The organism is Pseudomonas sp. PGPR N4 (assembly GCF_059693665.1).
The window spans coordinates 100299-123328 of the sequence record NZ_JCAUKV010000005.1; the positions used below are offsets into that span (position 1 = coordinate 100299).

The window sequence follows — 23030 nt, forward strand, 5'->3', positions numbered from 1 at the left end:
TTTTACTCAACAGCGCCGCCCGCTCAGGTGTAACGAGTGGGTTGCGCATGATCTGGGCGTGCGCTTAATCCAAGGCCGGCGCTCGAAATGAACAGGTGCATGATGCAAATAAAGAATAATGACTTCACCCTGAATAGCGCCAGTGAGGTACGAGTTTCCGCACACAATACTGGCGATCAAAGTTCACCTGTAGATGGTGTGGTTGTCAGCGAAAACAGCCAGGAAACCCTATCATCCCTTGCTCAGAGGCTGAGTGCAGCTGAACAACGCGCAAGTGCTCGTGACAGTCAATTAAGCCGTAAGGAATTAACCGCTCTGGCTGCATCCATCAGAGAAAAAGTGTATGGCGCAGTTTACGATCTCAACAAAGCAAAACATGATGCAGAATTACCTGGCAGCGATGACCCTCAGTGGCTTGCAAGTGCCCGCCAAGCGACGGATTTTATCAATGGTCGAAGTGAGAACCCATTCTTTGGCATGAGTGCACAGCAGTTGAGTGTTATTGCCTATGACGAAGGAGGTTCGTTCACGACTAATGAACGTCAGGCGGCGATGATTGAGTCAGGTCGGCAGTACAGTGAATGGTCAAAGTCTGTTGTTGGGAAAATGTGGGATGAGTATCAGCAGAGAGGAAAAAGCACCGAAGGTCTTAAGGAAATCTTGGCATATTACAAGGCGCTGCCAGCAATAGAGGAATCACGTTACGGCAATTATGAAGTGGAAATCATGCTTCAGCTGGACGTGCAGGAAGTTGACTGGCCAGAATTCAATACGTCTCTTCTTGATATGTTGGCCAACGAATGGAAACCCGCTAATGAACGCAAGGATGCGGCCGGCGACGAGGGCAGCGCCAAAGGTCTTGGCAACGAGGCAAGTCCCTCATGAGCGCCGCCATCTCGCTTGAACACGTCCACCGTTCACTCGGCGGCGAGGTAATCCTTGGTGATGTCTCGCTGTCGATCGCTCATGGTCAATCCTGCGCCATCGTTGGCCCGTCAGGCTCTGGCAAAAGCACGCTGCTTAACCTGATCGGTCTGCTCGATGAACCCTGTCATGGCCGTGTGCTGATCGGTGGTGAGAACATGACCGGTGCCAGCGGTGCGCAACGGGCAATGATGCGTAACCGCAGCATCGGCTTCGTCTTCCAAAGCTTCCACTTGCTGCCGCGCTTGACTGTGCTGGACAACGTTGCCTTGCCGCTTTTTTATCGCGGCATGCCTGTGCTGCGGGCCAGATGCGCCGCGCGACGGCAGCTGCAGTCGGTCGGGTTGGGGGCGCGCATGAGCCATCGGCCAGCCGAGCTTTCCGGCGGCCAGCGTCAACGCGTCGCGATCGCCCGCGCGTTGGTCGGCGAGCCGCAGTTGTTACTCGCCGATGAGCCCACCGGCAACCTTGATGGCGAAGCGGCGGCAGATGTGCTTGAGCTATTGAAAGCGCTCAATCGTGAGCGCGGTGTGACGCTGTTGCTGGTCACTCATGATCCCGCGATGGCCAGCCACATGCAGCGCTGCTTGAACGTGTGGGCAGGGCAGGTCGGCGATGCTCGCTGAACATTACGGGCCGAGCGCTTCTCAGCGGCTGGCCGAATCGATAGCAAACCTGGGCACGATGGGGCGTCGCGCCTGGCTGGGCTTGTTGGGCATTGCGGTGGGCTGCGCCGCAGTGGTGGCGTTGCTCAATGTCGGCCATAGCGCCGCCTTGCAATCTCGGCAGTTATTTCAAGGCATGGGCAGCGAGTTGCTGGTCGCCACTTTGCAGCGTGATAGCGAGACCCCGGCGATGACGGCTCAGCCGCCGCAGCTGTCAGCGGTTTCACCACTGCTGATCAGCGCAGCGCCGCTGGCGATGGCGCCGGTCGAGGTGCGTCTGGGCGCTATCAGTGAAGCGCTCATGGTCACAGGCAGTACACCGGCGTTAGCCACTGTTCTCGACCTGACCGCCGACCAGGGACGGTTGTTGTCAGAGCATGACGCCCACAGCCCTTACCTGCTGCTGGGGGCGATCGCTGCGCAGCAACTGCAGGCGTGCGTGGGCGACCAGTTGCAGCTGGGTCGCTATCTGTTCGAAGTGATCGGCATCCTTGCTCCGATTGGCTACAACCCGTTGCTGCCAGTGGCGGTCGATGACGGCTTGCTGATACCGCTGCAAGCCATGCGCCGCTTGTCATCGGCACCGCAGATCAGCGCGGTAGTGGCGCTGGCGCGCAATTCACAAAGCGTGCGCGTTGCTGCTGATGAATTGGCCGGTGATCTGCGCATGCAACTGCCCGGCGCTGAAGTCGAAGTGCAGGTACCCCAGCAGTTGCTTGATGGCATGGCCAGCCAGGCGCGTCTGTTCAGCTGGTTGTTGGCAGGCCTGGGCGCTATCGCACTGCTGGTTGGCGGCGTAGGCGTCATGAATGTAATGCTGATGAGCGTCATCGAGCGGCGGCGTGAGATCGGCGTACGCATGGCGCTCGGCGCACGGCCTGTGGATATCGCTTGGTTGTTTCTGCTCGAGGCGGTGATTCTGGCAAGTGGCGGGGCTGTGCTTGGTTCGATGGTTGGGGTACTGGCCGCCTGGTTGTTCGCTTGGCTGTCGGGCTGGGATTTTGCCCTTGATCCCTGGTCGATACCGCTGGGCGTGGTCAGTGCGCTGCTGATCGGGGTGTTCTTCGGCCTGCAGCCGGCGCTGGCTGCTGCGCGTCTGCAACCCGTGGCAGCGCTGCGTGATGAATGACCGGATGATGCGCTGCTGCCTGCTGCTGTGCCTGCTGCCTGGTATCACCGCAGCCGCCTTTCGCTCGCCTGGCCAGATCATCCCCGGGGCGGTTTCGGCCAAGGCGGTTACAGCTCGTGACCAGCTGGTGTTGAGTCTGAGCGACGCGATTGCCTTGGCCTTGCGCGACAACCGCAGTATTCGCAGTGCTTACTTGCAGCGCATTGCTGACAAGTTCGAGCTGCGCGTTGCAGTTGACCGCTACGCGCCACAACTTTCCTTCAAGGCGCAGTATCAGGCCAACCGCAATCAGGACGATCGCTATCGCCAGGCAGAGTTAACGCCCAGCGCGAGTGTGCTGACGGCTTACGGCACCCGCGTGAGTCTCGACTGGGCCTACGGCCAGACTCGGGGCAATGCAGCTGGGCCGCGCTATCGTGACGGCGCTAACCTTATGCTGATCCAGCCGCTGCTCAGAGGTGCAGGGCGTGACATAGCCATGGCACCGTTGCATCAGGCGGAACTGGCTGAGCAGGCCAATCGACTGGCCCTCAAAGATCAAGTGTCACATACCATCACCAGCATCATTGGCTTGTATCGCGACCTGTTACGTGCGCAGGAACAACTAAACATCACCGATGATGCACGGCAACGGGCCAGCCAGCTGATTGCCGTCAACCGCGAGCTGATTGACGCCGGGCGCATGGCCGCGTTCGAGATTGTTCAGGCCGAAGCAGAGCTGGCCAATCAGGAACTGGCTCTGGAGGGCAGTCGTAATAACCTGCACGCTGGCCGCCTGGCGCTGCTGCAAGCACTGGCTCTGGACCTGGACACGCCCTTGCGCGTTAGCGAAGAGGCGGAAGCCGAGCCGATCGGGCTAGATCCGAGGCGGGCTTTAGCCCAGGCTGAAGCCTTGCAGCCGATCTATCTACTGCAGTTGCTGGCCGATCAGCAAGCAGACCTCGATCTACGCCTTGCCAAGGATCAGCAGCGCTGGGACTTGTCGTTGATCGGTGCTACCAGCCAGGCCCGTGAGCGGCCAAGTTCCGGCAAGATCTGGGAACACTATCTGGGGTTGCAGTTGGAAATCCCAATTGCTGACTTGAGCCGGCGGCAAGGGCTGGTACGGGCCCAAGTCGCCGTTGATAGTCGACGCTTGCAACTGGCCGACGCCCGTCAGCAACTGCAGCGCGAGGTTGTCGATGGCGTGCGCGAAGTGCAGGTCAGTTGGCGCCAGTTACAAATCGCCGGGCGAGCACTGGATCTGTCACGGCGCAAGCTCGCCATCGAACAGGAGAAGCTAGCGCTCGGCCTGTCGAGCAACTTTCAGGTGCTCAGTTTCGAGAGCGATCTGCGCGGCGCACAGAGTGCACGGCTGGACGCGCAGATCGCTTATTTGAATGCGCAGACCGCTCTTGATTTGATTCTGGGCACGACATTGGACAGCTGGGACGTGGCCATCAATGACTAGGCAGCAGGTGTTGGCAATTTCGATGCTGGTGCTTGGCTGCCTTCTGCTGAGCCCATGGCGCCCTTGGCCGGCAGAGGTGAGCGAGAATAGCGTCGGCTCATGGCTGCGGATTGAGCCGCAACTCATCGAGCAGCGTCTTGGCGTGCTCGGGCGGATTCAGGCTGTTCGTCAAGTGACCGTGGCGGCGCCGTTTGCCGGCCTGCTTCAGGCGCTGCCGATAGCGCCGGGGCAGCAGGTGGCAGCGGGAGATATCATTGCTGTACTCGACACTGCCGAACTGGACCCGCAGCTTCGCCAAGCTGAAGCGCAGCTGCTGCAGAGCCAGCGCGCGTTGCGGCAACTGCAAGCCTGGGCAAGCGGCTCGGAGATGGCCCAGGCCAAACGAGCGCAGGCTATGGCCAGCAGCAGCCTGGAGCTCGCGCAGGCAGCCTTGAAGCAGACGCAGCGGCTGTTCGACCGGGGTATCGTCGCCCGTCAGGAAGTGGAGGCCTTGCAGCAACAAATGGTGATGCTGCAGCAGGACCTGCTTGATGCCAGGCAGCATCTGCGACAAACCCGTGAGCGCGGGCAAGGCGTAGATTTGCGACTGGCGAGCATTGAACTCGACGCTGCTCAAGCGCGCCAGCGCGAGTTGGCGGCGTTACGTAACCAGCGCGAGGTACGCGCACCGTTCAGTGGGCTGCTGGTGCCTCGGCCAAGTGAGGACCGCCAACTTGCGCTGCAAGTCGGCCAGTTGGCCAGTCAAGGCACGCCGCTGTTTGTGCTGGTCGATCTGAGCCAGTTACAGGTGCGCGCCGCACTGGAGCAAAGCGATCTGCACAAGGTCCACGAGGGGATGTTCGTGCAGGTAAGCGGGGAGGGGTTTGCTGGGCACACGCTCAACGGCCGGGTCGTCGCGGTTGGTCAGCAGGCCAGGACCGAGGAGGGGCAGGGCGCCTGGTTCGATTTGTTGATTGCTCTGGATACTCAGCCGGACCCGGTCGCGCTGGGCGTTCGGCTGGGGATGAGCGCGCAGGTGACCGTGTTGCTGTACAGCAATGAGCAAGCGTTGGCGGTGCCCGCAGCGGCGCTGCGTACTGACGACGGCAGTGGCCACTACGTGCTGTATCGCGCGGACGACTATCAGCCAGGGCGCAATGTTGTCGTCACTCCCCTGCGCGCAGTGCCGCAAGGCGTCGAAGTTAAAGGGCTGGAGGCGGGTTGGGTCTGGGTGGAGTAAGACGCTGGCGGTCAGCATCCCCATTGGCGTGTAGGAGCGGCCTTGCCGGAACGCCGGACCGGTCGGAAAGGCGGGCGTAGTGTGCCCTCATTTTCAGCTTCGCCGCCGACATCGCCGGGCCCGCTTTGCGGGCCTTTCGCGACACAAGGCCGCTCCTACAGGTGATCCCGCAGAAACACCAGCTGATCCGGCTTCGACTGCTCGGCACTGTAGTAGTACCCCTGCACATCGAACTGCTTGAGCTGCTCCGGATCGGCGATCCGCTCCTGGATCACGAACCGGCTCATCATCCCACGGGCTTTCTTGGCGTAGAAGCTGATGATCTTGTACTGGCCGTTCTTCCAGTCCTTGAAATCGACATTGATGATCCGTGCCTTGAGCGTGCTGCGTTTGACCGCACTGAAATACTCGTTGCTGGCCAGGTTGAGCAGCACGTCGTCGCCTTGCTCGGCCAGTGCCTGGTTCAGCCATTCGCTGATGCGCGTGTCCCAGAAGGCGTACAGGTCCTTGCCGCGTGGGTTGGCCAGCTTGGTGCCCATCTCCAGGCGGTAGGGTTGCATCAGATCGAGTGGGCGCAGCAGGCCGTAGAGGCCGGAGAGCATGCGCAGGTGATCCTGGGCGTAGCTGAAGTCGTCTTCACTGAGGCTTTCGGCGTCGAGACCGGTGTATACGTCACCTTTGAACGCGAGCAGCGCTTGTTTGGCATTGTCTGGGGTGAAGTCTGCGCTCCAGCTGCCAAAGCGTGCGGCGTTGAGGCCGGCGAGTTTGTCCGAGAGGTGCATCAGCTCGCTGATCTGTGCCGGGCTCAGGTCGCGCAGTTGGCTGATCAGCGCCTGCGAGTGATCCAAATACTGCGGCAGGGTGAAACGCTCGGTCACCGGCGGGGTGTCGTAGTCGAGGGTTTTGGCGGGGGAAATCACCGTCAGCATCGGGTCGGCTCCTGAAATCGAATGGGGCCGATTCTACGGGCTGAACCGGGCAAGTCCAAACTATGCCGACGATAGTCACAGAACATCGACGAGGGTCGCGCTATAGTGCCGGCCAGGATGAAATGGAGAATCTGATCGTGCGCATTGCCTTGGCCGTGCTGGCCAGTGTGTTGAGCCTGGCCGTGCAAGCCGTCCCGGTCGTCCCGGCCAGCTTTGATCGCAGCCTGTGGCCTGAGCAACTGGACAGCCCGGTGCTGTTCGATGTGGCGTCGCGGGCCGAGATCCTGTCGTTTGCCCAAGTGCTGCAGGAGAGCGAAATGCTCGACGAGCCGGCGCTGGCGGCGCGGCTTCAGCTCAGGCAGGTCAACCTGCCGGTAGTGCGTGCGGTGCGGGCGCGGATGTGGCAGCGGCTGTGGCAGAACTACCAGCAGGCGCAGCGCAGTTGCGAGCAGGATGCGTCGTTCTGCTATCCGCTCGAGTCGATGGCCGAATTGCGCACCCGGGCGGCCACGTTCAATGCCGATGTCGGCGAGTTCTATGTCGGTTGGACCGAACCCAGCCATAGCTTCCATCGGCGCTACCTGGATGAACAGCTGCGCAAGGCCGCGCTGTTCCCGCAGACCAGCAGCGAGATCGAACGGCTGTCCAGCCGCGAGCGCAACGGCGATGAACTGAATGACCGGATGTTCCTGCTGACCTTTGTTGGCGGACCAGGCGGGCAGGGCAGCAGCACCGACAACCTGGCCGATTACCTGCGCCGGCAGAAACTCAACGCCACCTTCTTCGTCCTTGGCAACCGCCTGCAGCAGCGCCGCGACAGCGGCGCTGGCCGATTGCAGGACGTGTACCGCAAGCAATGCGTCGGCATCCAGGGCTGGGAGTATCGCTCCCACGCGCAATGGCAGGGTTGGCAGGATTCGCTGCGGCGCAGCCAGGCGTGGGTGCAGGCCGAGTTGCCCGAGCAGTACGTGCCGCTGTTCCGTCCGCCCTATGGCCAGCGGCGCAGCGATGGTGAGGCGTTCATGGCCAGCGAAGGGCTGCAGGTGTCGTTGTGGGATATCGACGCAATGGACGATGGCGCACTGACCGCAGAGGCATCAGCCCAGCGTGTGGTGACGCTGATGCTGTTGTGGCGCAAGGGCGTTATCCAGTTTCATGACAACCAGAGCAAGGCTCAGCCGGCGCTGGAGTGGCTGCTGCAGCACACGGTGCAGAGCGGTATCGGTTGGCAGGACTGCAAGGAATACGGGCGCGGCGCAGACGCTGGCGCAACGGCGCAGAGCGGCGTAGGCGGGTGATGACGATTGAGCTTGATATATGACTCTAGACCCATGCCGGGGCTTCGCCAAGGTCGGATCGTCATTCGGAAAAATAAACTTCATCAACACGTAAAAAAGCTTTTTTTGTTCATCGTTTTTGCGGTATGAAAGAACCAGACAGCCGATTCCTGCAGCACAGGTGGCGTCATCCAGACCCTCCTTTGCCAGGTGAGCCCCCCGCCCGTAACAACGCGGATACGGGGAGAACGGCGTCACTCTGCGACGCAGCCAGAATGCGTCGCGCGGTTCTGACATAAGGTGCCCGAGTATGGATGACCATGGACGCAACCCTTCCTCCAGCAAGCCAATCCTGTATGTGCTCGATACCAACGTCCTGATCCACGATCCCAACGCCCTGCTCAACTTCGAGGAGCACCACGTCGCTATCCCGATGACGGTGCTGGAGGAACTCGACAAGCTCAAGACGGGCACAAAGACCATCGCCGCCGACTGCCGCCAGGCCATTCGCCTGATCGACCAGACCCTTGCCGACGCGTCACCCAATGACGTCGAACAGGGCGTGCCGATCCAGCGTGGCAAGAGCGGACCCAAAGGCTTCCTGTCGATCCTGATGGGCCCGCGCAGCGAGCCCAATCGCCTGCTGCCGGAAAACCTCGCTGACAACATCATCATCAACCAGTTGCTGGAACTGCGCGCCAAACGTGCGGATCTGGACGTGGTGCTGGTCACCAAAGACATCAACATGCGCCTCAAGGCGCGCGCCTGCGGCATTGCCGCCGAGGACTACAGCACCGACCAACTGGTTGACGACGTATCGCTGTTGTCCAAGGGCTATCACTCGGTCAGCGGTTCCTTCTGGGACCGCGTCAACAAGGTCGACACGCGTCAGGAGCGCGGCCGTACCTGGCACCGGGTACAACTGACCGACCCGTTGCCGTCGGTGCACGTCAACGAGTTCATCATCGACGAGCAAGGCTTTGTCGGCTGGGTCAAAGGCATCCGCGAGGGCGAACTGCTGTTGCTCGACCTGCACCAGGAGCCGCTGTTGCACCAGGAAGCCTGGGGCCTGAAACCGCGTGACATCCACCAGAGCCTGGCGCTGTTCGCCTTGCTCGATCCGGATATCCATCTGGTCAACCTGACCGGCGCAGCGGGTTCGGGCAAGACCATCCTGGCGTTGGCGGCAGCCATCGAACAAACCATGGTCAGCAAACGCTACCGGCGCATCATCGCCACCCGCAGCGTGCAGGGGCTGGACCAGGAGATCGGCTTCCTGCCCGGTACCGAGGCGGAGAAGATGGAGCCTTGGCTGGGCGCTATCACCGACAACCTCGAAGCCCTGCACATGGACGACGAGAGTACCCACGGCAGTGTCGAGTACATCCTTGAACGGGTACCGCTGCAGTTCAAATCGCTGAACTACATCCGCGGTCGCAGTTTCCAGCAGAGCCTGATCCTGATCGATGAATGCCAGAACCTCACCCCGCACCAGATGAAAACCATCATCACCCGTGCCGGTGCTGGCTCCAAGGTGGTCTGCCTGGGCAACCTGGCGCAGATCGACACCCCTTACCTGTCCGCAACCAGCTCGGGCCTGACCTACCTGACCGAGCGCTTCAAGGACTTCCCCCACGGCGTGCACATCACCCTGCAGGGTGTTCCGCGCTCGGTGCTCGCCGAGTACGCCGAGTCGCATATGTAAACCATCTGGCCGGGCGGTTCGCCGCCCGGTTATTTTCGCTGCGAAAAGCTGACTTGCAGGTTTACACTCTCTGCTCCCTTCACAGGAGCAGAGCAGTGCTGACTCATCTCGATTCCCAGGGGCGCGCCAATATGGTCGACGTCACTGAAAAAGCCGTGACCCAGCGCGAGGCAGTGGCCGAGGCGCGGGTACGCATGTTGCCGCAGACCCTGCAGATGATCGTCGACGGTGATCACCCCAAGGGTGATGTGTTCGCCGTGGCGCGTATTGCCGGTATCCAGGCGGCGAAAAAGACCAGTGACCTAATCCCGCTGTGCCACCCGCTGATGCTCACCAGCGTCAAGGTCGAGCTCACAGCCGATGGCGTTGATGCCGTGCGTATCGTTGCCCGCTGCAAGCTCGCCGGGCAGACCGGAGTGGAGATGGAAGCACTGACGGCTGCCAGCGTCGCCGCGCTGACCATCTACGACATGTGCAAGGCCGTCGACAAAGGCATGGTCATTGAACAGGTGCGCCTGCTGGAGAAGGTCGGCGGCAAGAGCGGCGACTTCAAGGCGGCTGCGCAATGAGCGTCGAGGTGGTGTACTTCGCCCGTTACCGTGAGCTGCTTGGGCGCGACGGTGAGCGCCTGGAGGGTGACTTCGGATCTGTCGAAGCAGTCCGCCAGGCACTGCTTGGCAAAGGCCCGGAGTATGCCGTGCTCGCCGAGCAGAATCTGATGTGCGCGCGCAACCAGGACCTTTGCCGTTTGGCTGAACCACTGGCAGATGGCGACGAAGTGGCGTTTTTCCCACCGGTGACCGGAGGCTGAACATGGCCGTACGAGTGCAGCAACAGGCGTTCGATCCCGGCGCCGAGGTCAATGCCATGCACGCAGCCAATGCCGGCGTCGGTGCGGTGGTGAGTTTTGTCGGCTATGTGCGCGACTTCAACGATGGCCGCGAAGTGGCGGGGATGTTTCTCGAGCACGCCCCCGGCATGACCGAAAAGGCCCTGACCAAGATCATCGTCGAAGCCGAGCAGCGTTGGCCGTTGCTCAAGGTCGAGGTGCTGCACCGTATAGGGACGCTTCAGCCCGGCGAGCCGATCGTTTTCGTCGGCGTCGCCAGCGCGCACCGTCAGGCCGCCTTCGATGGCTGCAACTTCATCATGGATTACCTGAAAACCCGCGCGCCGTTCTGGAAGAAAGAAACCACCGAAGACGGACCACGCTGGGTCGAGGGCAGGCACAGCGATCAGCAGGCTGCCGAACGCTGGTAGTTCGGCAGAGCCTGCGATCGGACTATCAGTGCGCCTTGCGCGGCACCGCCTGGAGCAGTTCGTCAGGCGGCATTTCGCACTTGATCTTGCGACCCAGCAGGGCTTCGATGCCCGGCAACTGATACGAGTCGTCTTCACCCGCAAAACTGATCGAGATGCCAGCGGCGCCAGCGCGGCCGGTACGGCCGATGCGGTGCACGTAGTCGTCCGGATCTTCCGGCAGGGTGAAGTTGATCACGTGGCTGATGCCATCGATGTGAATCCCGCGCCCGGCAACGTCGGTAGCGACCAGCACGGTGACGCGCCCTTCGCGGAAATTCTCCAGAGTACGAATACGCTTGTGCTGCGGTACATCGCCGGACAGCTGAGCGGCGTTGATGCCATCGCGCACCAGGCGCTCTTCGATACGCCGTACTTCGTCCTTGCGGTTGGCAAAGACCATCACCCGTTCCCACTTCTGCTGGGTAATCAGGTTGTACAGCAGCTTGTACTTGTCGCTGCCGGCAACGGCGTAGACGTGCTGCTCGACAGTTTCGCTGGCGACGTTTTCCGGCTCGATCTCGACGATCGCCGGGTTGGTGGTCCACTGCTTGGCCAGGTTCATCACGTCGTCGGTGAAGGTCGCCGAGAACAGCAGCGTCTGCCGTTCGCTCTTCGGCGGGGTCTGGCGGATGATCTGCCGGACCTGAGGGATGAAGCCCATGTCGAGCATACGGTCAGCTTCATCGAGCACCATCACTTCGACCATGTCCAGGTGCACTTCGCCGCGCTGGTGGAAGTCCAGCAGGCGGCCCGGGGTGGCCACCAGAATGTCGCAGTGACGGGCTTCAAGCGCTTTGAGCTGCTTGTCGAAGTCCATGCCGCCAACAAAGGTCATGACGTTGAGGCCGCTGTACTTGGTCAGGTCGGCGGCGTCTTTGGCGATCTGCACCACCAGCTCGCGGGTCGGCGCGATGATCAGCGCACGCGGCTCGCCCATGTAGCGCTCTTTCGGCGGCGGCGTCTGCTGCAGCTGGGAAATGATCGAAATCAGAAACGCGGCCGTCTTGCCGGTACCGGTCTGGGCCCGGCCGATGGCGTCCTGACCGCGCAGGGTATAACCCAGAACCTGGGCCTGGATCGGCGTGCAGTACGGGAAGCCGAGGTCTTGAATGGCATGCATCAGCTCGTTGCTGAGCTTGAAGTCGTGGAAGCGGGTCTTGCCTTCCTGAGCTTCGACGACGAAATCTTCCGGCTTCCACAGGCTGGCCTGTGGCTTGGGCTTGCGTTCGCGGCGAGGCTTGGCTTGCGCAGGCTTTTCGCTGCGCGGCGATACAACCGGCGCAGCAGCAACGGCAGGCTCGGGGTGAGGCTTAACCTCGGTAGCAGGCGGTAGAACCGCAGGTGCGGGTGCTGTCTCAGTGGCTTGGGGAGCAGCCGTTTGCGCTGCGGCGTCTCCCTTGCCGAATATCTTTTTCAGTGCCTTCAGCACGGTCATCTCGTTATTTGATTAAGGAATATACGCCGGCCAGTGTAATGCAAGATTCGGGCGCGGCGTAGGAGAATGCACCGGCAGCTGCCTGCCGGCCGGGTTCAACGCAGCCGTTCGCTGAGCCAGTCGTGGATATCGGCAAGCTCGGCCACGGCCACTTCATGCTCCATCGGGTACTCCTGCCAGCGCGCGGCGACGTTCCATTGGCTCAGGTACTCGAAGGCGGTGCGGCCCATCGACGGGATCACCACCGGGTCATGGATGCCGTGCAGGCACAGTGCAGGAGTGCGCTCCTGGCAGGCACTGAGTTGGTGCTCGGCGCTGAAGGTCGGCGCGTAGGTCGACAGGGCAATGACCCCGCCGAGCGCTTCCTGCCACTTTATATAGGCAGTGTGCAGCACTACCGCGCCGCCCTGGGAAAACCCGGCGAGGATGATCCGCGCCAGGCTGATGCCTTTGGCCTGCTCGGCCTTGATCAGCTGGATGATCTGCTCGGCCGACTCGTCCAACTGCGCTTCATCGATGGCGCGCGCCGGGGTCATGGCCTTGATGTCGTACCAGCTGGGCATGGCGTAGCCGCCATTGATGGTGACTGGGCGGGTCGGCGCCTGGGGCATGACGAAGCGCGTGCTGAGCAAACGCTCCTGAAGAAATTCGGCCACCGGTAGGAAGTCGTAACGGTCGGCACCCAGGCCGTGCAACCAGATCACACAGGCGTCAGCGGTGGTTTGCGGTTCGATAATCAACGGGTTGGTCATAACTGCTCCGAATTTGTGCGCGTGTACGTATTAGGTGCATTAAAAAAAGGCAGGGGTAGCGAATGCTTTAACAAGATGTCGCAACTGTACAACTTTTCCTACTTGACGACCGCTTAAACGCTTAAGCCGGCAACTGTGGTACGCGCCTTGCTATGGATCTACCGATGCGAAGGGATTAACCGGCGACGGTAACACCCCTCGTTTGGATCAAAGGCTGTCACAGAACAGCTCATTGCACCACGTGACCCAAAAACAAGCCAACAGGGGTCGGATGCGCCTCATAAGGGTGCGGTGCAATTCCGGCTCGACACAACAAGAGCGATTTGGAGGTTGTAGATGAAGATGTTGAAAACCACGCTGGCAGTCCTGACCGCTGCCGCCGCGCTGGGTGCAACCAGTTTTGCCCAGGCCGGCGCTACGCTGGATGCGGTAAAGAAAAAGGGCTTCGTCCAGTGTGGCGTGAGCGATGGCCTGCCGGGTTTCTCGGTACCTGACGCCAAGGGCAACATTGTCGGCATCGATGCCGATGTGTGCCGTGCGGTAGCCGCTGCAGTGTTCGGCGATGCCACCAAGGTCAAGTTCAGCCAGCTCAACGCCAAGGAGCGCTTCACTGCGCTGCAGTCCGGCGAAGTCGATGTACTCTCGCGCAACACCACCTGGACCAGCTCGCGTGATGCTGGCATGGGCCTGGTCTTCGCTGGCGTGACCTACTACGACGGCATCGGCTTCCTGGTCAACAAGAAGCTCGGTGTTTCCAGCGCCAAGGAGCTCGACGGCGCGACCGTCTGCATCCAGGCAGGCACCACCACCGAACTGAACGTCTCCGACTACTTCCGCGCCAATGGCCTGAAGTACACCCCGATCACCTTCGACACCTCCGACGAGAGCGCCAAGTCGCTGGAATCGGGCCGTTGCGATGTGCTCACCTCGGACAAGTCGCAGCTCTACGCACAACGCTCCAAGCTGGCAGCACCGACCGACTACGTGGTACTCCCGGAGACCATCTCCAAGGAGCCACTGGGCCCTGTCGTGCGTAAAGGTGATGAAGAGTGGTTCAGCATCGTCAAGTGGACCCTGTTCGCCATGCTCAATGCCGAAGAAGCCGGCCTCACCTCGAAAAACGTCGAGGCTGAAGCCAAATCCGGCAAGAACCCGGACAACGCCCGTCTGCTCGGCGCTGACGGCGAATACGGCAAAGACCTCAAGTTGCCCAAGGACTGGGTGGTACAGATCGTCAAGCAAGTGGGTAACTACGGCGAAGTGTTCGAGAAGAACCTTGGCAAGAGCACCCCGCTGCAGATCGATCGTGGCCTGAATGCCCTGTGGAACAACGGCGGCATCCAGTACGCACCTCCGGTGCGCTGATGGCTGCACCTGCGGCGGCATCCTGCCGCCGCAGGCTGTTCTGATCCCTTTTTTCCGGGGCACTTCATGCAAAATCAAATCGGCGCACCCAAGGGCTTTTCCCTTAGTGATCCACGTGTGCGCGCGTGGCTGTTCCAGATCCTCACGGTGGTCTGCGTGGTCGGTCTGGGCTGGTACCTGATCCACAACACCCAAACCAACATGCAGCACCGGGGCATCACCTCGGGCTTCGACTTTCTCGAGCGCAGTGCTGGCTTCGGCATTGCCCAGCACCTGATCGACTACACCGAAGCGGACACCTACTCGCGGGTGCTGCTGGTCGGCCTGCTCAACACCTTGCTGGCGAGTGTCATCGGTATCGTCCTGGCGACCTTGATCGGCTTTACCGTGGGGGTCGGCCGCCTGTCCTCCAACTGGGTGGTCTACAAGTTGGCCACGGTCTACGTCGAGACCTTCCGCAACATCCCGCCACTGCTGCAGATCCTGTTCTGGTACTTCGCGGTGTTCACTGCGTTGCCTGGGCCGCGCGGCAGCATCAATATCGATGACCTGTTCTTTATCAGTAGCCGCGGCGTGAACATGCCGGGCGCGTCGATGGCCGATGGCTTCTGGCCGTTTGTGGTTTCGCTGGTGGTCGCCATTGTCGCGGTGGTGCTGATGGTGCGCCAGGCCAACAAGCGCTTCGAGCTAACCGGGCAACCGTTCCACAAGTTCTGGGTCGGCCTGGCGCTGATGGTCGGCATTCCGGCCATGTGCGTGCTGCTGTTCGGCAACCCGCTGCAGTGGGAAGTGCCGCAGCTCAAAGGCTTCAACTTTGCCGGTGGCTGGGTGCTGATCCCCGAGTTCATGGCACTGACCCTGGCGCTGTCGATCTATACCGCTGCGTTTATTGCCGAAATCGTGCGTGCCGGCATCCGCTCGGTCAGCCACGGCCAGACCGAAGCCGCCCGTTCGCTGGGGCTGCGCGAAGGCCCGACGTTGCGCAAGGTGATCATTCCCCAGGCGCTGCGGGTGATCATTCCACCGTTGACCAGCCAGTACCTCAACCTGACCAAGAACTCCTCACTGGCAGCCGTTATCGGCTACCCGGAACTGGTCTCGCTGTTTGCCGGCACCGTACTCAACCAGACCGGCCAGTCGGTCGAGGTCATGGCGATCACCATGGCGGTTTATCTGACGATCAGCATCAGCATCTCGTTGCTGATGAACTGGTACAACAAGCGCATTGCGCTGATCGAGCGGTAGGAGTCGCGCATGAACGCCCATGTTTTCAAACCTGATATGCCACCACCGGTGAAAACCGTTGGTGTGGTGGCCTGGATGCGCGCCAACCTGTTCTCCAGCTGGATCAACACGCTGCTGACCTTCTTTGCCATCTACCTGGTCTGGCTGGCCGTGCCGCCGCTGCTGCAGTGGGCGTTCATCGACGCCAACTGGACCGGCACTACCCGCGCCGACTGCACCAAGGAGGGCGCCTGCTGGGTGTTCGTCCAGCAGCGCTTCGGCCAGTTCATGTATGGCTATTACCCGAGCGATCTGCGCTGGCGCGTCGACCTGACCGTGTGGCTGGGCGTGATCGGCGCTGCGCCGCTGTTCATCCGTCGCTTCCCGCGCAAGGTGGCCTACGGCATTGGCTACCTGCTGGTCTACCCGACCGTGGCGTACTTCCTGCTGCATGGCGGCAGCTTTGGCCTGAGCCAGGTACCGACCTCGCAGTGGGGCGGGCTGATGCTGACCCTGGTGATCGCTACCGTCGGTATCGCCGCGGCATTGCCGTTGGGGATTCTGCTGGCACTTGGGCGGCGCTCGCGGATGCCGGTGATCAAGTCGGTGTCGGTGACCTTCATCGAGTTCTGGCGCGGTATTCCGCTGATCACCGTGCTGTTCATGTCTTCGGTGATGCTGCCGTTGTTCATGCCGGAAGGCATGAGCTTCGACAAGCTGCTGCGGGCGATGATTTTCGTCATCCTGTTCGAGTCGGCGTACATCGCCGAGGTGGTACGCGGTGGCTTGCAGGCCATCCCCAAAGGCCAGTACGAAGCCGCGTCGGCGATGGGCCTGGGTTACTGGCGCTCGATGGGCCTGGTCATCCTGCCGCAGGCCTTGAAGCTGGTCATCCCGGGCATCGTCAACACCTTCATTGCCCTGTTCAAGGACACCAGCCTGGTAATCATCATCGGCCTGTTCGACCTGCTCAACAGCGTGCGCCAAGCCACGGCAGACCCGGCCTGGTTGGGTATGGCGACCGAGGGCTACGTGTTTGCCGCCCTGGTTTACTGGATTTTCTGTTTCGGTATGTCCCGCTACTCCATGCACCTGGAGCGCAAGCTGGACACTGGCCACAAGCGTTAGGAGTTTCAAAATGAGTGAAGCGATCAAGCAGCCTGCCGGCCCCGAAGGCATCATCCAGATGCAGGGCGTGAACAAGTGGTACGGCCAGTTCCATGTGCTCAAGGACATCAACCTGAACGTGCGTCAGGGCGAGCGGATCGTCTTGTGCGGGCCGTCCGGCTCAGGCAAGTCGACCACCATTCGTTGCCTCAACCGGCTCGAGGAGCATCAGCAAGGGCGCATCGTCGTTGACGGCGTCGAGCTGACCAACGACCTCAAGCAGATCGAAGCGATCCGCCGCGAAGTCGGCATGGTGTTTCAGCACTTCAACCTGTTCCCGCACTTGACCATTCTCGAGAACTGCACCCTGGCGCCGATGTGGGTGCGCAAGATGCCCAAGCGCAAGGCCGAGGAAATCGCCATGCACTATCTGGAGCGCGTGCGCATCCCGGAGCAGGCGCACAAGTTCCCTGGGCAGTTGTCGGGTGGTCAGCAGCAGCGAGTGGCAATTGCCCGAGCGCTGTGCATGAAGCCGAAGATCATGCTGTTCGATGAGCCGACCTCGGCGCTCGACCCGGAGATGGTCAAGGAGGTGCTCGACACCATGGTGGGCCTGGCCGAAGACGGCATGACCATGCTCTGCGTGACTCACGAGATGGGCTTTGCCCGCACCGTGGCCAACCGGGTGATCTTCATGGACAAGGGCGAGATCGTAGAGCAGGCGGCGCCGGATGACTTCTTCGACCGGCCGCAGAGCGATCGGACCAAGTTGTTCCTCAGCCAGATCCTGCACTGATACAAAAAGGGGCCGCGATTGCGGCCCCTTTTGTTTATTTCTCTTCGCTCGGCGCTACCGGCGCCGGCGGTGGGCGCAGGCCCACTTCGGCGATCAGCTTGAGCTGCTTGCCATTGCGCATCACCTCGATCGCCACCTTGTCGGTCGGCTTGATCCGCGCCACCTGGTTCATCGACTTGCGCCCATCGCCCGCCGGCTCGCCGTTGATGCTCAGGATCACATCACCCAACTGCAAGCCTGCGCGCTGCGCAGGGCCATCGCGGAAGATCCCCGCTACGACGATCCCTGGTTTGCCTTCGAGGCCAAACGATTCGGCCAATTCCTGGCTGAGTGGCTGCACCTCGATCCCCAGCCAGCCGCGAATCACCTGGCCGTGTTCGATGATCGACTTCATCACCTCAAGCGCCAGTTTTACCGGGATGGCGAAGCCGATACCCTGCGAACCGCCGGACTTGGAGAAGATCGCCGTGTTGATACCGACCAGGTTGCCATTGGCGTCGACCAGCGCACCCCCGGAGTTGCCGGGGTTGATCGCCGCATCGGTCTGGATGAAGTCTTCGTAGTTGTTCAGGCCCAGCTGGTTACGCCCGGTGGCGCTGATGATGCCCATGGTCACCGTCTGGCCAACCCCGAACGGGTTGCCGATGGCCAGCGAAACGTCGCCGATGTGGATAGTGTCGGAGCGGCCGATGGTAATCGCCGGCAGGTTCTTCAGGTCGATCTTGAGCACCGCCAGGTCGGTTTCCGGGTCGCTGCCGATCACTCGGGCCAAGGTCTCGCGGCCGTCCTTGAGGGCGACCACAATCTGGTCGGCACCGCTGGTGACGTGGTTGTTGGTCAGCAGGTAGCCTTCCGGGCTCATGATCACCGCCGAACCCAGGCTCGATTCCCAGCGCCGTTGCTTGGGCAGGTTGTCACCGAAGAATCGGCGGAACTGCGGGTCTTCGAATAGCGGGTGGGCGCTCTTGTTGACCACTTTGGTGGTGTACAGGTTGACCACCGCTGGCGCCGCCAGGGTGACGGCGTCGGCGTACGACACCGGGCCCTGCATGATCCGGGTGGTCTGCGGCGCCTGCTGCAGGTTGACGTCCTGGCTGGGCAGGCCGACCCACTCGGGAAAGCGCTGGATGACCAGCATGGCGATCAATATGCCGGTAAGCAGTGGCCAGCCAAAGTAACGCAGAACCTTGAGCATTGAATCAATCCTGGAGTAGGGCAGGGCCGTCGCAGAGCGGCCCGGGGAGGCGCGCGCGATGATACACCTGAACACGGCGCGCGGCGACGGCCACTGCGGCGCATCGTCGGCGTGCGTTTGGCGGGCGCCTGCCAGCGGTATCCGCAGCGCCGGCGACAGCTCATAATGGCCGCCATTATAGGGCCTTGCGCCCTGCCTACATGCCACTGCGAGGAGATTTTTCATGGCCGTCGCCCTCACCACGCTGGTCACCGAAGCCGAACGCTACCTGAACAGCGCGCGGATCCAGGATTACTGCCCCAATGGCCTGCAAGTCGAAGGTCGGCCCCAGGTCAGCCGCATCGTCAGCGGCGTTACCGCAAGCCAGGCATTGCTTGATGCGGCAGTAGAAGCCGAGGCTGATCTGGTGCTGGTGCACCATGGTTACTTCTGGAAAGGCGAAGACCCGTGCATCACCGGCATCAAACAACGTCGCATGAAGACGCTGCTCAAGCATGACATCAGCCTGCTGGCGTTCCATCTGCCGCTGGATGTGCACCCCGAGGTTGGCAACAACGTGCAACTGGCGCATCAGTTGGGCATCACCGTCGAAGGCCCGCTGGAGCCAAACAATCCCAAGGTGGTAGGCATGCTCGGCTCGCTCGACGAGCCAGTCTCGGCGCGTGATTTCGCTCGCCGCGTGCAAGAGGTACTGGGTCGCGAGCCGTTGCTCATCGAAGGCGAGCAACTGGTGCGGCGGATCGGTTGGTGCACCGGCGGCGGTCAGGGCTACATCGACACGGCGATTGCCCAGGGCGTCGACCTGTTCATCAGTGGCGAGGCCTCCGAGCAGACCTTTCACAGCGCCCGCGAAAACGGCATCAGCTTCATCGCTGCCGGCCACCACGCTACCGAGCGCTATGGCGTGCAGGCGCTGGGTGACTATCTGGCCCGGCGCTTCGCCGTCGAGCACCTGTTTATCGACTGCCCGAATCCGATCTGAGCGCCAGATTGCGTGCTCCTACACCTGCTGAAGCCCCAAACCGGAAGTCATATGGTTAGACCGTTTCGATCTAGCCGCCTGCCTAAATAGAAGCAGTCGCTGTGCTAAAGTGGCTCGCTCGAACACGGCCCGCTGGCCGTTCATAAGATCGTTTTACGTGAGTAGCCATGGTCGACAAACTGACGCACTTGAAACAGCTGGAGGCGGAAAGCATCCACATCATCCGCGAGGTGGCCGCCGAGTTCGACAACCCGGTGATGCTCTACTCGATCGGTAAAGACTCTGCCGTGATGCTGCACCTGGCGCGCAAGGCCTTCTTCCCGGGCAAGCTGCCGTTTCCGGTGATGCACGTCGATACCCAGTGGAAATTCCAGGAGATGTACAGCTTCCGCGACAAGATGGTCGAGGAAATGGGCCTGGAGTTGATCACCCACGTCAACCCGGAAGGGGTGGCGCAGGGCATCAACCCATTCACCCATGGCAGCTCCAAGCACACCGACATCATGAAGACCCAGGGCCTCAAGCAGGCACTGGACAAGTACGGCTTCGATGCCGCCTTCGGTGGTGCGCGCCGCGACGAGGAAAAATCCCGGGCCAAGGAGCGGGTCTATTCGTTCCGCGACAGCAAGCACCGCTGGGACCCGAAAAACCAGCGCCCTGAGCTGTGGAACGTCTACAACGGCAAGGTCAACAAAGGCGAGTCGATCCGCGTCTTCCCGCTGTCGAACTGGACCGAGCTGGACATCTGGCAGTACATCTACCTTGAAGGCATCCCGATCGTGCCGCTGTACTTCGCCGCCGAGCGTGAAGTCATCGAGAAGAACGGCACCCTGATCATGATCGACGACGAGCGCATTCTCGAGCACCTCTCCGAGGAAGAGAAAGCCCGCATTGTCAAGAAGAAGGTGCGCTTCCGTACCCTTGGCTGCTACCCGTTGACGGGCGCGGTGGAGTCGGATGCCGACAGCCTGACCGACATCATCCAGGAGATGCTCCTGACGCGCACTTCCGAGCGTCAGGGCCGGGTCATCGACCACGATGGCGCAGGCTCCATGGAAGACAAAAAACGCCAGGGCTACTTCTAATTTTCAGGGTTACTCCATGTCGCATCAATCCGATTTGATCAGCGAAGACATCGTCGCTTATCTGGCTCAGCACGAGCGCAAAGAACTGCTGCGGTTCCTTACCTGCGGCAACGTCGATGACGGCAAGAGCACCCTGATCGGGCGCCTGCTGCACGACTCGAAAATGATCTACGAGGACCACCTCGAGGCCATTACCCGCGATTCGAAAAAGTCCGGCACCACGGGCGAAGAAGTCGACCTGGCATTGCTGGTCGATGGCCTCCAGGCCGAGCGCGAGCAGGGCATCACCATCGATGTCGCCTACCGCTACTTCTCTACCGCCAAGCGCAAGTTCATCATCGCCGACACCCCGGGCCATGAGCAGTACACCCGCAACATGGCCACCGGTGCGTCGACCTGCGACCTGGCGATCATCCTCGTCGATGCCCGCTACGGCGTGCAGACCCAGACCCGTCGGCACAGCTACATCGCCTCGCTGCTGGGCATCAAGCACATCGTCGTTGCGGTCAACAAGATGGACCTCAAAGGCTTCGACGAGCAGCTGTTCGAGTCGATCAAGGCTGATTACCTGAAGTTTGCGCAGGCCATTGACCTGACCCCGAGCAGCCTGCACTTCGTGCCGATGTCTGCGCTCAAGGGCGACAACGTGGTCAATCGCAGCGAGCGTTCGCCGTGGTACAGCGGCCAGACCTTGATGGAAATCCTCGAGACCGTCGAAGTCGCTGCCGACCGCAACTTCACCGACCTGCGTTTCCCGGTGCAGTACGTCAACCGGCCCAACCTGAACTTCCGCGGCTTTGCCGGCACCCTCGCCAGCGGCGTGGTGCACAAGGGCGACGAGATCGTCGTACTGCCGTCGGGCAAGAGCAGCCGGGTCAAATCCATCGTCACCTATGAAGGTGAACTGGAGCACGCCGGCCCAGGCCAGGCCGTGACCCTGACCATGGAAGACGAGATCGACATCTCCCGTGGCGACCTGCTGGTGCATGCCGACAACGTGCCGCCGGTGACCGACCAGTTCGACGCCATGCTCGTGTGGATGGCCGAAGAGCCGATGCTGCCGGGCAAGAAGTACGACATCAAGCGCGCCACCAGCTACGTGCCGGGCTCGATCGCCAGCATCACCCACAGGGTCGATGTGAACACCCTCGACAAGGGCGCGGCCAGTTCGCTGCAGTTGAACGAGATCGGCCGGGTCAAGGTCAGCCTCGACTCCGCCATCGCGCTGGACGGCTACGACAGCAACCGCACTACGGGCGCGTTCATCGTCATTGACCGCCTGACCAACGGCACCGTTGGTGCCGGCATGATCATCGCACCGCCGGTACTGCCGCACGGCAGCACTGGTCAGCATGGCAAGCAGGCCCATGTCACCACCGAAGAGCGCGCTCTGCGCTTTGGTCAGCAGCCAGCCACCGTGCTGTTCAGCGGCCTGTCCGGCGCTGGCAAGAGCACCCTGGCCTACGCCGTGGAGCGCAAGCTGTTCGACATGGGCCGGGCGGTCTACGTGCTCGATGGCCAGAACCTGCGCCATGACCTGAACAAGGGCCTGCCACAGGACCGCGCCGGGCGCACCGAGAACTGGCGTCGCGCCGCGCATGTCGCGCGTCAGTTCAACGAAGCCGGCATGTTGACCCTGGCTGCGTTCGTCGCACCGGATGCCGAAGGCCGCGAACAGGCCAAGGCGCTGATCGGCAAGGAGCGCTTGATCACGGTGTACGTGCAGGCTTCGCCACTGGCGTGCCGCGAGCGTGACCCGCAGGGCCTGTACGCCGCTGCTGGCGATAACATCCCGGGCGAAAGCTTCCCGTTCGATGTGCCGCTGGATGCAGATCTGGTGATCGATACCCAGAGCAGCAGCGTCGAAGACGGCGTCAAGCAGGTGCTGGAAGTGTTGCGTCAGCGTGGTGCTATCTAAGACCCGTTGAGGTAACTGAAAAACCCCGCTTCGGCGGGGTTTTTTGTTTGTTGCGTGTGCCTGAAGATCGGCAAGGGCTGCAGTGGGGCCCTCAAATATGCTTCTCGGATACCGGAATCACCCGCCGCTCCTTGACTGCCTTGTACGAAAAACTCGAATAGATCTCCTTCACCCCAGGCAGCCGCTGCAGCACCTCGCGGGTAAATTCCCCAAACGATTCCAGATCCCGCGCCAGAATCTCCAGCAAAAAATCGTAGCGTCCGGACACGTTATGGCAAGCGACGATCTCGGGGATTTCCAGCAATCGCCGCTCAAATGCCAAGGCCATCTCTTTGGTATGTGAATCCATCATAATGCTGACGAACGCGGTCACGCCAAAGCCCAAGGCCTTGGGCGAGAGCACTGCCTGATAGCCAGTGATGTAGCCGTTGTCTTCGAGCAGCTTGACCCGCCGCCAGCAGGGCGAAGTGGTCAGGGAAACCCGATCGGCGAGTTCGGAAATCGTGAGGCGGGCGTTGTCCTGCAAGGCGCCGAGCAGGGCGCGATCGGTGCGGTCAAGGGTCGTAGGCAT

General features: G+C 61.4%; 22 protein-coding genes. 17 read left to right on the forward strand and 5 right to left on the reverse strand.

Annotated features, from left to right (window positions below; all coding sequences use genetic code 11):
• Positions 1 to 99 precede the first annotated feature (99 nt).
• From AC58X1_RS18890 to AC58X1_RS18910, 5 genes are all read left to right on the forward strand, one after another.
• Positions 100 to 885, forward strand: a complete 786-nt coding sequence (locus AC58X1_RS18890) for a hypothetical protein (protein ID WP_186701068.1) — start codon at positions 100 to 102, stop codon at positions 883 to 885.
• On the forward strand, positions 882 to 1550 hold the full coding sequence (locus tag AC58X1_RS18895) for an ABC transporter ATP-binding protein (RefSeq protein WP_497429313.1): 669 nt from the start codon (positions 882 to 884) through the stop codon (positions 1548 to 1550). Before AC58X1_RS18890 ends, AC58X1_RS18895 begins: the two co-directional genes overlap by 4 nt.
• Entirely contained in the window at positions 1540 to 2718 is a 1179-nt protein-coding gene (locus AC58X1_RS18900; RefSeq protein ID WP_259075925.1) for an ABC transporter permease, read from the forward strand. The genes AC58X1_RS18895 and AC58X1_RS18900 overlap by 11 nt, the downstream gene beginning before the upstream one ends.
• A complete protein-coding gene (locus AC58X1_RS18905) occupies positions 2711 to 4168 on the forward strand; it encodes a TolC family protein (protein WP_497429314.1) in 1458 nt (485 codons plus the stop codon). Before AC58X1_RS18900 ends, AC58X1_RS18905 begins: the two co-directional genes overlap by 8 nt.
• A 76-nt stretch (positions 4169 to 4244) precedes the next feature.
• A complete protein-coding gene (locus tag AC58X1_RS18910) occupies positions 4245 to 5387 on the forward strand; it encodes an efflux RND transporter periplasmic adaptor subunit (RefSeq protein ID WP_497429315.1) in 1143 nt (380 codons plus the stop codon).
• Positions 5388 to 5542: 155 nt separating this feature from the next.
• Here AC58X1_RS18910 and yaaA read toward each other — a convergent pair whose 3' ends face one another.
• Positions 5543 to 6316: a peroxide stress protein YaaA gene (gene yaaA, locus AC58X1_RS18915; RefSeq protein WP_497429316.1), complete on the reverse strand. Its 774-nt coding sequence runs from the start codon at positions 6314 to 6316 to the stop codon at positions 5543 to 5545.
• A gap of 137 nt (positions 6317 to 6453) precedes the next feature.
• On the opposite strand from yaaA, the gene AC58X1_RS18920 reads away from it, so the two are divergent.
• The 5 genes from AC58X1_RS18920 (at position 6454) to moaE (ending at position 10558) form a co-directional block, all read left to right on the forward strand.
• Positions 6454 to 7614 carry a polysaccharide deacetylase family protein gene (locus AC58X1_RS18920; RefSeq protein WP_447736435.1) on the forward strand — a complete coding sequence of 387 codons (1161 nt, stop codon included), beginning with the start codon at positions 6454 to 6456 and terminating at the stop codon, positions 7612 to 7614.
• A 289-nt stretch (positions 7615 to 7903) separates the two neighbouring features.
• Entirely contained in the window at positions 7904 to 9298 is a 1395-nt protein-coding gene (locus AC58X1_RS18925) for a PhoH family protein (protein WP_101322034.1), read from the forward strand.
• Between the two features lie 95 nt (positions 9299 to 9393).
• Complete coding sequence (gene moaC / locus AC58X1_RS18930) at positions 9394 to 9867, forward strand: cyclic pyranopterin monophosphate synthase MoaC (protein WP_150570652.1); 474 nt, start codon at positions 9394 to 9396, stop codon at positions 9865 to 9867.
• Positions 9864 to 10109: a MoaD/ThiS family protein gene (locus tag AC58X1_RS18935; protein WP_181089681.1), complete on the forward strand. Its 246-nt coding sequence runs from the start codon at positions 9864 to 9866 to the stop codon at positions 10107 to 10109. Before moaC ends, AC58X1_RS18935 begins: the two co-directional genes overlap by 4 nt.
• Before the next feature lie 2 nt (positions 10110 to 10111).
• On the forward strand, positions 10112 to 10558 hold the full coding sequence (moaE, locus tag AC58X1_RS18940; RefSeq protein WP_101322031.1) for a molybdopterin synthase catalytic subunit MoaE: 447 nt from the start codon (positions 10112 to 10114) through the stop codon (positions 10556 to 10558).
• Positions 10559 to 10583: 25 nt separating this feature from the next.
• Here the strand turns inward: moaE and rhlB are convergent, their stop codons facing one another.
• Together rhlB and AC58X1_RS18950 are read right to left on the reverse strand one after the other, a co-directional pair.
• On the reverse strand, positions 10584 to 12029 hold the full coding sequence (gene rhlB / locus AC58X1_RS18945) for an ATP-dependent RNA helicase RhlB (protein WP_101323100.1): 1446 nt from the start codon (positions 12027 to 12029) through the stop codon (positions 10584 to 10586).
• 101 nt (positions 12030 to 12130) lie between these two features.
• Positions 12131 to 12787 carry an alpha/beta hydrolase gene (locus AC58X1_RS18950; RefSeq protein WP_101322030.1) on the reverse strand — a complete coding sequence of 219 codons (657 nt, stop codon included), beginning with the start codon at positions 12785 to 12787 and terminating at the stop codon, positions 12131 to 12133.
• Between the two features lie 336 nt (positions 12788 to 13123).
• On the opposite strand from AC58X1_RS18950, the gene AC58X1_RS18955 reads away from it, so the two are divergent.
• From AC58X1_RS18955 to AC58X1_RS18970, 4 genes are all read left to right on the forward strand, one after another.
• Complete coding sequence (locus AC58X1_RS18955; RefSeq protein ID WP_101322029.1) at positions 13124 to 14152, forward strand: amino acid ABC transporter substrate-binding protein; 1029 nt, start codon at positions 13124 to 13126, stop codon at positions 14150 to 14152.
• A 66-nt stretch (positions 14153 to 14218) separates the two neighbouring features.
• Entirely contained in the window at positions 14219 to 15397 is a 1179-nt protein-coding gene (locus AC58X1_RS18960; RefSeq protein ID WP_101322028.1) for an amino acid ABC transporter permease, read from the forward strand.
• A 9-nt stretch (positions 15398 to 15406) separates the two neighbouring features.
• Positions 15407 to 16504, forward strand: coding sequence for an amino acid ABC transporter permease (locus AC58X1_RS18965; protein ID WP_101322027.1), 1098 nt, complete (start codon positions 15407 to 15409; stop codon positions 16502 to 16504).
• A 10-nt stretch (positions 16505 to 16514) separates the two neighbouring features.
• On the forward strand, positions 16515 to 17279 hold the full coding sequence (locus tag AC58X1_RS18970; RefSeq protein ID WP_103438495.1) for an amino acid ABC transporter ATP-binding protein: 765 nt from the start codon (positions 16515 to 16517) through the stop codon (positions 17277 to 17279).
• Between the two features lie 34 nt (positions 17280 to 17313).
• Here AC58X1_RS18970 and algW read toward each other — a convergent pair whose 3' ends face one another.
• Complete coding sequence (gene algW, locus AC58X1_RS18975; protein ID WP_101322025.1) at positions 17314 to 18474, reverse strand: Do family serine endopeptidase AlgW; 1161 nt, start codon at positions 18472 to 18474, stop codon at positions 17314 to 17316.
• Positions 18475 to 18697: 223 nt separating this feature from the next.
• Here algW and AC58X1_RS18980 point away from each other — a divergent pair, with 223 nt between their 5' ends.
• The 3 genes from AC58X1_RS18980 to cysN all read left to right on the forward strand — a co-directional run bounded on the left by AC58X1_RS18980 (position 18698) and on the right by cysN (position 22459).
• A complete protein-coding gene (locus tag AC58X1_RS18980; protein WP_497429317.1) occupies positions 18698 to 19456 on the forward strand; it encodes a Nif3-like dinuclear metal center hexameric protein in 759 nt (252 codons plus the stop codon).
• A 167-nt stretch (positions 19457 to 19623) separates the two neighbouring features.
• Positions 19624 to 20541, forward strand: a complete 918-nt coding sequence (cysD, locus tag AC58X1_RS18985) for a sulfate adenylyltransferase subunit CysD (RefSeq protein WP_101322023.1) — start codon at positions 19624 to 19626, stop codon at positions 20539 to 20541.
• Positions 20542 to 20557: 16 nt separating this feature from the next.
• A complete protein-coding gene (gene cysN, locus AC58X1_RS18990; RefSeq protein ID WP_150570646.1) occupies positions 20558 to 22459 on the forward strand; it encodes a sulfate adenylyltransferase subunit CysN in 1902 nt (633 codons plus the stop codon).
• A gap of 91 nt (positions 22460 to 22550) precedes the next feature.
• Here the strand turns inward: cysN and AC58X1_RS18995 are convergent, their stop codons facing one another.
• Positions 22551 to 23030, reverse strand: coding sequence for an Lrp/AsnC family transcriptional regulator (locus tag AC58X1_RS18995; protein ID WP_497429318.1), 480 nt, complete (start codon positions 23028 to 23030; stop codon positions 22551 to 22553).

Coding starts and splice junctions, on each gene's coding strand:
- AC58X1_RS18960 (WP_101322028.1), top strand. CDS start 14,219: ATGCAAAATCAAATCGGCGCACCCAAGGGCTTTTCCCTTAGTGATCCA.
- cysD (WP_101322023.1), top strand. CDS start 19,624: ATGGTCGACAAACTGACGCACTTGAAACAGCTGGAGGCGGAAAGCATC.
- AC58X1_RS18955 (WP_101322029.1), top strand. CDS start 13,124: ATGAAGATGTTGAAAACCACGCTGGCAGTCCTGACCGCTGCCGCCGCG.
- AC58X1_RS18890 (WP_186701068.1), top strand. CDS start 100: ATGATGCAAATAAAGAATAATGACTTCACCCTGAATAGCGCCAGTGAG.
- moaE (WP_101322031.1), top strand. CDS start 10,112: ATGGCCGTACGAGTGCAGCAACAGGCGTTCGATCCCGGCGCCGAGGTC.
- AC58X1_RS18980 (WP_497429317.1), top strand. CDS start 18,698: ATGGCCGTCGCCCTCACCACGCTGGTCACCGAAGCCGAACGCTACCTG.
- AC58X1_RS18970 (WP_103438495.1), top strand. CDS start 16,515: ATGAGTGAAGCGATCAAGCAGCCTGCCGGCCCCGAAGGCATCATCCAG.
- AC58X1_RS18905 (WP_497429314.1), top strand. CDS start 2,711: ATGAATGACCGGATGATGCGCTGCTGCCTGCTGCTGTGCCTGCTGCCT.
- algW (WP_101322025.1), bottom strand. CDS start 18,474: ATGCTCAAGGTTCTGCGTTACTTTGGCTGGCCACTGCTTACCGGCATA.
- AC58X1_RS18995 (WP_497429318.1), bottom strand. CDS start 23,030: ATGCCTACGACCCTTGACCGCACCGATCGCGCCCTGCTCGGCGCCTTG.
- yaaA (WP_497429316.1), bottom strand. CDS start 6,316: ATGCTGACGGTGATTTCCCCCGCCAAAACCCTCGACTACGACACCCCG.
- cysN (WP_150570646.1), top strand. CDS start 20,558: ATGTCGCATCAATCCGATTTGATCAGCGAAGACATCGTCGCTTATCTG.
- AC58X1_RS18935 (WP_181089681.1), top strand. CDS start 9,864: ATGAGCGTCGAGGTGGTGTACTTCGCCCGTTACCGTGAGCTGCTTGGG.
- AC58X1_RS18965 (WP_101322027.1), top strand. CDS start 15,407: ATGAACGCCCATGTTTTCAAACCTGATATGCCACCACCGGTGAAAACC.
- AC58X1_RS18950 (WP_101322030.1), bottom strand. CDS start 12,787: ATGACCAACCCGTTGATTATCGAACCGCAAACCACCGCTGACGCCTGT.
- AC58X1_RS18925 (WP_101322034.1), top strand. CDS start 7,904: ATGGATGACCATGGACGCAACCCTTCCTCCAGCAAGCCAATCCTGTAT.
- AC58X1_RS18895 (WP_497429313.1), top strand. CDS start 882: ATGAGCGCCGCCATCTCGCTTGAACACGTCCACCGTTCACTCGGCGGC.
- AC58X1_RS18900 (WP_259075925.1), top strand. CDS start 1,540: ATGCTCGCTGAACATTACGGGCCGAGCGCTTCTCAGCGGCTGGCCGAA.